2 protein-coding genes are annotated in these 2,190 nt (G+C 39.5%); both read right to left on the reverse strand.

All coding sequences use genetic code 11. The features are described 5' to 3' along the window. The coding region (locus QVP40_RS03370) for a relaxase/mobilization nuclease domain-containing protein (protein ID WP_288200303.1) at positions 1–1,538 on the reverse strand (1,538 nt) is incomplete at its 3' end. Further along, entirely contained in the window at positions 1,510–1,902 is a 393-nt protein-coding gene (locus tag QVP40_RS03375; RefSeq protein ID WP_016439442.1) for a plasmid mobilization protein, read from the reverse strand. The genes QVP40_RS03370 and QVP40_RS03375, both read right to left, overlap by 29 nt. Positions 1,903–2,190 lie beyond the last annotated feature (288 nt).

Consider the following 2,190-nt stretch of genomic DNA (forward strand, 5'->3'; position numbering starts at 1 on the left):
GGTTCCTGTGTCTTTTGCTTTTTCGGAACCTGGTTGTGGAGAATTGCTTCCACATTTTTGTCTACGGTTCTTAAATCTTGTGTCAGATCCTTTAGAGATCGGATGGATGAATTTTGCTGGTCGATCTGTTCCTGCAAGCTGTTTTTTTGTTCCTTCAATGTTTTGATAGGAAGCATCTTTCCATCGGGATAAAAAGATTTCAGCCAGTCACGGGCTTCTTCATATGCCTGAATTTCAGCGGTGTGTTCCTTTCGGAATCTGCCTTTGTTTTTCGCCTTTAAAAATTCGGTATAGATTGCTTTCTGTGAAAAATATTGTCCGGTGTAATGGATCTGACGGTTGATGTTTTTCAAATCTGCATTCATTTTCATTAGCTGATCTGTTGCCTGATCTAACTGTTTTTGAGATTCGGAAAAGGCATTTTTTAATTCGATTTGGGTATTGTATCCATGTTCTTGCACATAGATAATGGTATTTGCCATTTCTTGAAGATTGGATATTTTTACCCGATGAGCATATCCGGGACTTTGCATTGCTTTCACATTTTTCTGAAGATCTACTACCAACCGTAAATGCGATCTGACATAAAGAATGGTTATCGGATCTTTTCGTAAGAAGAGCTGTTCTAAATGTTCTTTGCCGTATTGAGTTCCCAAAGCCTTCTCTGTAATCCGTTTGTTCCGATCCGGATGGAGATAACGATATCTTCCTCTTTCTTCAATGACGGAAATCTGATATTTTTCAAAAAGAAGAGATTGAAATTCTTGAAAGCTTTTAGAATGCGAGCTGCATTCTTCGATGGCATTTCGGAGTTCCTGCTTCTGCGTCTGAAACATTGTGGCATTTGGTTTCAATCCATCTGCAATGATTTTTTTGTTGGTCTCTTCTAATTTTTTCTGCCCGGATTTTTGGGCCATATATTCAGCCTGTGTGATCTTTGTTTCAGCCGGAGAGAGAAGATCAACCTGATGAAGTCCCTCCTGGATGCACATATCCATAATTTCCTTTTTGAAATAATTCAGGAATTTATTTGTGGATCGGTGTTTGTATCCGGCAATTTCTTCATGGGGCTTATCCATGTAACGTTGCCTTCTGACAGCTTCCTTACGGACGCTGTTGATCACAATATGCGTATGGATATTGCCGGAACCATTGTGACCATCGGTATGTGTCACGATAAGAGCCTGATATCCCGGAAATATTTTTTTGGCAAGGTCTAAAGATAGAGCCTGTGCTTTTTCTCCCGTCAGATCACATTCAATAGCATCAGCAGGATCATAACTGATGATATAGTGATGACTTTTGATTTCAGATGATTTTTTGTTTTTATGAAATTTCGCATTTGTCAGACTACACTCCTTGTCAAAAGACATCGGATCACAGTTGAGACCATCCATGTAGAACTCATCTCTTAAAAGACTTCGCCCCATTTCATCTTTTATCTTTTTTCCAGTGCTCTCATCATGTTGGAAAAGCAGATAATCAATGGCATTTGAATAGTTGGCATTTCTACTTTTGATGTGTTTTAGTATTGCCATGAAAATCACCTGCCATTTCTAACACTTTTTTTCGCAAGAGGAAGAGGTCGGAGATACATTGATGGATTTCATTTTCCATAGCCTGGGAATGAGTTCCACCGGTATTAAAATACTTGGCGATCTGGTTCAGATTGGAACCGATTTTACCGTATTGCCCGACCAGCTCCCGAAGTACTTTGATGTCTGCGACAACTTCATAATGAATTTGAATTGGTCTATTTAGGAACAATCTTCGTAGATATTCTGAACGAGAGATTCCCACAGAGCTTGCGGCCTGATTTAATATTTCCAATTCAATGTCTGTAAGTTTCAGACAGATTATGTTTCGATGCTTCAATTCCTTTGATTTTTCTTTTGGTGGCATACTCCTCCTTCCTTTCTAAACTGTGACATCGAATAGTGTTACAGTTCACTAATTTTTATCGGCTGTCCCTTCCGATAGAGAATTAGTGCAGTATCCATTTTTGTGGATACTGACTGCATCTTTGATGCAAAAGCGAGGGTATGGGGAAACGTAATCCCCATCAAGATACCTAACCCGGGGATAAGACCGTTCTCATAAAATGAGGATACGGTATTACCCGGGTGGATCTTGCTCTTGAAAGATTAACCCTCTCATATAACGAAAGGCTCAGGGCAGAAAATACAGGGT

It is taken from the genome of Blautia sp. CAG:257 (assembly GCF_000433815.1).
In the GTDB taxonomy this organism is placed as follows: Bacteria; Bacillota; Clostridia; order Lachnospirales; family Lachnospiraceae; genus Blautia_A; species Blautia_A caecimuris.

What these genes read in the sequence shown, in the direction of transcription:
- QVP40_RS03375 (WP_016439442.1), bottom strand. Translation starts at nt 1,902, where the DNA reads ATGCCACCAAAAGAAAAATCAAAGGAATTGAAGCATCGAAACATAATC.